Source organism: Actinomadura sediminis (genome assembly GCF_042675525.1).
GTDB classification, from domain to species: Bacteria; Actinomycetota; Actinomycetes; order Streptosporangiales; family Streptosporangiaceae; genus Spirillospora; species Spirillospora sediminis.
Map to the genome: position 1 here is coordinate 1 of NZ_JBHTJA010000196.1, position 5,497 is coordinate 5,497.

At 73.6% G+C, this 5,497-nt stretch carries 6 protein-coding genes; 4 read left to right on the plus strand and 2 right to left on the minus strand.

Features of this window, described 5'->3' with window-relative positions:
• Positions 1-260: 260 nt before the first annotated feature.
• The gene (locus ACFQ11_RS36900) at positions 261-1,334 is read right to left on the minus strand and encodes a hypothetical protein (protein ID WP_378307472.1); all 1,074 of its coding nucleotides are present in this window, start codon (positions 1,332-1,334) and stop codon (positions 261-263) included.
• Positions 1,335-1,691: 357 nt separating this feature from the next.
• Between ACFQ11_RS36900 and ACFQ11_RS36905 the strand changes: the two genes are divergently transcribed.
• The 4 genes from ACFQ11_RS36905 (at position 1,692) to ACFQ11_RS36920 (ending at position 4,733) form a co-directional block, all read left to right on the plus strand.
• On the plus strand, positions 1,692-2,063 hold the full coding sequence (locus ACFQ11_RS36905; protein ID WP_378307474.1) for an NADH-quinone oxidoreductase subunit A: 372 nt from the start codon (positions 1,692-1,694) through the stop codon (positions 2,061-2,063).
• A gap of 72 nt (positions 2,064-2,135) precedes the next feature.
• The gene (locus ACFQ11_RS37865; protein ID WP_449193667.1) at positions 2,136-3,161 is read left to right on the plus strand and encodes an NADH-quinone oxidoreductase subunit B; all 1,026 of its coding nucleotides are present in this window, start codon (positions 2,136-2,138) and stop codon (positions 3,159-3,161) included.
• Positions 3,158-3,787, plus strand: coding sequence for an NADH-quinone oxidoreductase subunit C (locus ACFQ11_RS36915; RefSeq protein ID WP_378307476.1), 630 nt, complete (start codon positions 3,158-3,160; stop codon positions 3,785-3,787). The genes ACFQ11_RS37865 and ACFQ11_RS36915 overlap by 4 nt, the downstream gene beginning before the upstream one ends.
• Entirely contained in the window at positions 3,780-4,733 is a 954-nt protein-coding gene (locus ACFQ11_RS36920) for a complex I subunit 1/NuoH family protein (protein WP_378307478.1), read from the plus strand. The genes ACFQ11_RS36915 and ACFQ11_RS36920 overlap by 8 nt, the downstream gene beginning before the upstream one ends.
• 18 nt (positions 4,734-4,751) lie before the next feature.
• On the opposite strand, the gene ACFQ11_RS36925 is transcribed toward ACFQ11_RS36920, so the two are convergent.
• On the minus strand, positions 4,752-5,497 hold a 746-nt coding region (locus ACFQ11_RS36925), incomplete at its 5' end, for a ComEA family DNA-binding protein (protein ID WP_378307480.1).

Below are 5,497 nucleotides of genomic sequence, written 5' to 3' on the forward strand. Positions count from 1 at the left end.
GCGACCGGCACGTCGCGCGGCGGGCCGGCGTGCCGGCCGCGCCGCGGGGCGGCGGGGTCGTGCGGGCGCCCGGGGGGCGTGCGGGGCGCGCCGGGATCGGTGGGCTCGGAGGAAGGGAAGTCCACGATGACAAGAATGCCCGACGACGCGAGTCCCCGGAGCGGGGACGGGCGCGTCGCCGGGCATCGCGTGCGGGCGGGTGCCGTCCGGCGTGCGGGCGGGTGCGGCGTGCGGGGCGCCTCACCTGCGATGCGGCGCGGCTACTCGCTGTCGAGGCCGCTCTGCATCGCCTGCACCTCGCTCGCCGTGGCGCCGATCACCTTGTAGTCGGCGTGCTTGTAGAACGTGCCGCCGGTCTTCTCCGCCCAGCTCGTCCACGCGGAGCTCTTGACCCGGCAGCTCGCCCACACCGGGCTCTCCGTCTTGATCGTGATCGTGGTGGTGCACTTGCCGAGTTCCTTGCCGGTGAGGGTCCCGGCGGTCAGCGAGAACTGGATCTCGATGCTGACGGGCGTCCCGACCCCGTACGGCGGCCGGATCTGGGCCTGCACGGTGCAGCCGGAGTCGTCCTGGCAGTTGCCCTTCTTCCACTCCGCGATCGTCGGCCGCGCCGCCGCGTTGAACGAGTCCTTCAGCTCGCCCATGCTCGTGCGCATGTTCGAGACGACCGTCGCGCTCTCCGAGGAGCTCTTCGTGTTGACGTCCAGCGCCACGCGCGGCGTCGTCGACTCGAAGTGCAGCAGCTCGGGGTCGTCGGAGTCGCTGATGTAGAGGGTGGAGGAGAACGTGCTGAACTTGAGCGCCTTCGTGCCCTTCCAGCTCGTCTCCACCGGGTCGACGGTGCCGCCGGCGGCCGAGTCCAGCTTGGCGGCCAGCGCCGTCGGCGACAGCTCCTCCTTGAACTTCAGGTCGAGCTCGTCGGGGTTCAGCCGCCCCCACTGCTCGCCGTCCTGCAGGTAGTACGGCGTCTCGGACCCGGAGATCTGCTGCTTCCAGAACGCGGAACCGGCCTTGGCGAACAGCATCCCGTCGGCCGCCAGTACGGTGACCTTGCTGTTGTTCCACGTCACGGTCCCGTAGGCGCGCCCGCCCTTGGTGATCGACAGCTCACCGCGGATCGAGTTGGCGCCGCCGCCGAAGTCGCCCTCCAGCCCGACGGCCGTGTCGGCGCGGATGTCGCCCGCCGCGGCGCGCAGCTTCTCCTCGGGCTTCATCCCGCCGCTCACCGCGATCACCACCGCGACCACCGCGACGAGGATCACGACCACGAGCCCGCCGCCGACCAGCAGGGCGATCAGCGGGCCGTTGCCGCGCTTCGGCGACGGCGGGGGCATCCCCGGCCCCATCGGGGCACCGGGGGGCGGGGGGAAGAAGGGCGGTGGGGTGCCGGGGCCGCCGACACCGCCGGGGCCGGCCGGACCCGGCCCGCCCGGCACGCCGGGACCGGGACCGCCCGGGCCGGCCGGCGGGGGCGGAGGCGGCCAGGACGAACCGCCCGGTGTCTCCCAGCCGCCCGGCGGCGGAGGAGGGTTGCTCATCTGGTCACGTCCTTCCAGGTCAACTGACCCCAATGCATCACTAGTGTGCAGTAAAAGGATGACACTGCGCTCCTCCAGGGGGGAGGTACGACGTCACACTCCCCGGGGGCCGTCCTCAGGGATACTCGGTGAGACGCACTCCGGGAGGAAGTCGTGCATAACTATTTCGACTCATATGCGCTCGTCCTGGCGCTGCTCCTGGTAGGCGGCGCCATCGTCGTGGGCGGGCTCGCCGCCAACCGCATGTTGCGCCCGCATCGTCCCACGGCCGAGAAGCTCATGACGTACGAGTGCGGCGTCGACCCGGTCGGCGAGGGCTGGGCGCACTCGTACGTCCGGTACTACGTGTTCGCGTACCTGTACGTCGTGTTCGCCGTGGACGCCGTCTTCCTGTTCCCGTGGGCCACCGTCTTCGACGCCCCCGGCTACGGCTTCACCACCCTCGGCGAGATGTTCGTCTTCCTGGCGTTCCTCGCGACCGGCCTCGCCTACGCGGCGAAGAAGGGCGTCCTGTCCTGGGTGTGATCCCGGGCCGCCCGCGCGCGGCGGTCGTCCGCGGGCCCGGACCGGGCGCGGCCCGGCTGTCACAATGAGGGCGTGGGCACTGTCGATCTACCGCCGCCGGGCGTGGGGCCGCTGTCGCGGATCGCCCCCAAGCCGATCAAATTCGTGCTCAACTGGGGGCGCCGGTACTCCCTGTGGGTGTTCAACTTCGGTCTCGCCTGCTGCGCGATCGAGTTCATCGCCACCTCGATGAGCCGGCACGACTTCATGCGCCTCGGCGTCATCCCGTTCGCGCCCGGCCCCCGCCAGGCCGACCTCATGGTCGTGTCCGGCACGGTCACCGACAAGATGGCCCCCGCCGTCCGGCGCCTGTACGAGCAGATGCCCGAACCGAAGTACGTCATCTCGTTCGGCGCGTGCTCCAACTGCGGCGGCCCCTACTGGGACTCCTACAGCGTCACCAAGGGCGTCGACCAGATCATCCCCGTGGACGTGTACGTGCCGGGGTGCCCGCCGCGTCCCGAGGCCCTGCTGCACGGCATCGTCCACCTGCAGGAACGGATCGCCGCCGAGACGCTGGGCGACCGCTACGACGGCGACCCGGTGACGCCCCCGCCGCCGCCCCGCCCGATGTCCCCGACCGTCCTGCGCCGCCCCCTCCAGCCGCCGCCCGCGCCGAAGCCCGAGCCGGCGCCGGAGCGCGAGGCCGCGCCGCCGCCGGACGTCGCGGACGTCGCGGACGTCGCGGACATCGCCCCGGAGCACGACGAGCGCCCGCTCGGCCCGTCCGACGTCGAGGCCGTGCAGGAGGCCGACGTCCAGACCCAGCCCGTCCCGGCCGTCCCGTCCGCCGAGGAGGCCCCGGCGGCTTCGGACGAGACGATCCCGGTTCCGCCCGTCGCCGCCGCGCCCCCCGCGGACGCCGCCCCCGACGCCGACGAGACCGTGCCCGTCCCGCCCGTGGAGGACCCCGACGGGGACGAGACGCTGCCGGTGCGAGCGGTCGACGACGACCCGCCGCCCGGCCGCCGCGCCGCGCCCCGGCGGGACCACGACCCGACGATCATCCCCGGGCTGGCCGACGGCGCGCACGACGACGAGATCGGGCGCGACCGGTGACCCCGGACGGGCGCGCCGCGCTCGAGTCCGCGTGGCGCGAGCGGTTCGGCGACGAGGTCGGCACCGAGGAGACCCACGGCGGCCTCGCCGTCGACGTCCCGCCCGGCCGGTGGACGGACGCGCTGACGTTCGCCCGCGACGACCTCGCCTGCGGCTTCTTCGACTGGCTGACCGGCGTGGACGAGCTGGAGGACGGCTTCGCCGTCGTCGCGCACGTGTACTCGCTGGAACGCCGCCACCACCTGCTCGTCCGCACGCGCGTCCCCCGGGACGAGCCGGTGCTGCCGACCGCGACGACCGTGTACCGGGGCGCGGCGTGGCACGAGCGGGAGACGTTCGAGATGTTCGGCGTCGCGTTCGAGGGCCACCCGCACCTGGTCCCGCTGCTGCTCCCGGACGGTTTCGAGGGGCATCCGCTGCGCAAGGACTTCGTGCTCGCGGCGCGGGTCGCGAAACCGTGGCCGGGCGCGAAGGAACCGGGCGACTCGGGGCACGGGGCGCCGAGCCGCCGCCGCGTCCGTCCGCCCGGGATCCCCGACACGGGCCCGTGGGCGGACGCCGCCGAACGCGCCGCCCGTCCGGCCGCGCGCCCCGCCCGCCCGCCGGAGAGGGACCCGGATGCTTGAGGCCGTCGTCAAGCTCGCGCTCGTCGCGGCCGCGTTCGCGGTCCTGCCGCTCCTGGTCGGCCAGGCCGAGCACAAGGTCATGGCGCACATGCAGGGCCGCCTCGGCCCCATGTACGCGGGCCGGTTCCACGGGTGGGCGCAGCTCGTCGCCGACGGCGTGAAGTTCGCGCAGAAGGAGGACGTGGTTCCGCAGGCGGCGGACCGGTGGGTGTTCAGGCTCGCGCCGGGCGTCGCGCTCGTCCCGTACCTGCTGGTGCTGCTCGTCATCCCGGTCGGGCCGGGCGGTCAGGTCGCGCTCGACCTCGGCGTCGGCGTGTTCTTCGCGCTGGCGGTGATGGGCGTCGGCGCGATCGGCGCGATCATGGCGGGCTGGGCGTCGGCGAACAAGTACTCGCTGCTCGGCGGCATGCGCGTCGCGGCGCAGCTCATGTCCTACGAGCTGCCGATGGTGTTCGCGGCGTCGTCGGTCGCGATGGCGGCCGGGACGCTGTCGCTGCAGGGCGTCGTCGAGGAGTGGCGCTGGTGGTGGCTGCCGTGGCAGGCGGTCGGCGCGGTCGTGTTCTTCGTCGCGGGCCTCGCCGAGCTGCGCCGGCCCCCGTTCGACATGCCGGTCGCCGACTCGGAGATCATCTTCGGCCCGTACACCGAGTACGGCGGCCTCCGGTTCGCGCTGTTCATCCTCGCGGAGTACGCCGGGATCGTCGTGCTCTGCGCGTTGACGGCCGTCCTGTTCCTCGGCGGGTGGAAGGGTCCGTTCCTGAACACCGAGCTGGGCTGGCTGTGGATGACGCTGAAGGTCGCGGCGCTCGCGTTCTGCGTCATCTGGCTGCGCGTCGCGAACCCCCGGATGCGCGAGGACCAGCTGCAGAAACTCGCCTGGGCGTGGCTCGTGCCGCTGTCCCTCGCGCAGCTCGCGCTCACCGGCGTCCTCAAGGTCGCGCTCTGAGGGGCGGCGCCGCCGGCGTCACCGGAGGAAGATCGTGAAGTCGGCGAGCTGGGGGAGGACGTCGGGCGGCAGGTCGGCGTCCACGGCCATCTCCTCGACGGAGATGAACGGGCCCGTCTCCGCGCGCCGCCGGACGACCCGCTCGGCCAGCTCGGGCGTCATCCCGGGCAGCGCCGCGATGATGTGCGGCGGGGCGTGGTTGACGTCGACGAGGCCGCCGTCGTCGTAGGTGCGCGGCTCGTCCGGACGCCCGATGCGCAGCTCGCGCGCGAGCGCCGGGTCCCGCGCGGCGAGCTCGCGGGCCTCCTCCCGCAGCGTCCGCCGGAACTTGGCGACCTCGATGGCGTGCTCGTTCGCGAGGTTGCGCGGCGGCTCCTTCGGGAACACCTTCGTCCGCGCCGCGAGCGCGTGCCCGGTGCCGCCGATCCACAGCAGCATCATCAGGAACGAGCCGATCGCGCTGAGCAGCAGGCTGTCGAACCCGAAGGACGCCATCGCCACCATCAGGCCGGCGCCGTAGCCGGTGGCGGCGACGCCCATCCCCCACGAGCCCCGCTTGATCGCCGCGTACATGAACGAGAACGGCGTCCCGTACCCGAAGGTGAGCAGCGGGACGAGCGCCCAGCCGATCCCGCTCGAGACGGCCGGGGCCGCGATCGGGACGGCCGGCGGTGGCGGCACCGGCGCCGCCGGCGGGTGCGGCGCCCGCCACGGCGGCGACCCGTACGGGCGGGGCGGCCCGCCGTGCGGGACGCGCGGCGCGT

Coding starts and splice junctions, on each gene's coding strand:
- ACFQ11_RS36900 (WP_378307472.1), bottom strand. CDS start 1,334: ATGCCCCCGCCGTCGCCGAAGCGCGGCAACGGCCCGCTGATCGCCCTG.
- ACFQ11_RS36920 (WP_378307478.1), top strand. CDS start 3,780: ATGCTTGAGGCCGTCGTCAAGCTCGCGCTCGTCGCGGCCGCGTTCGCG.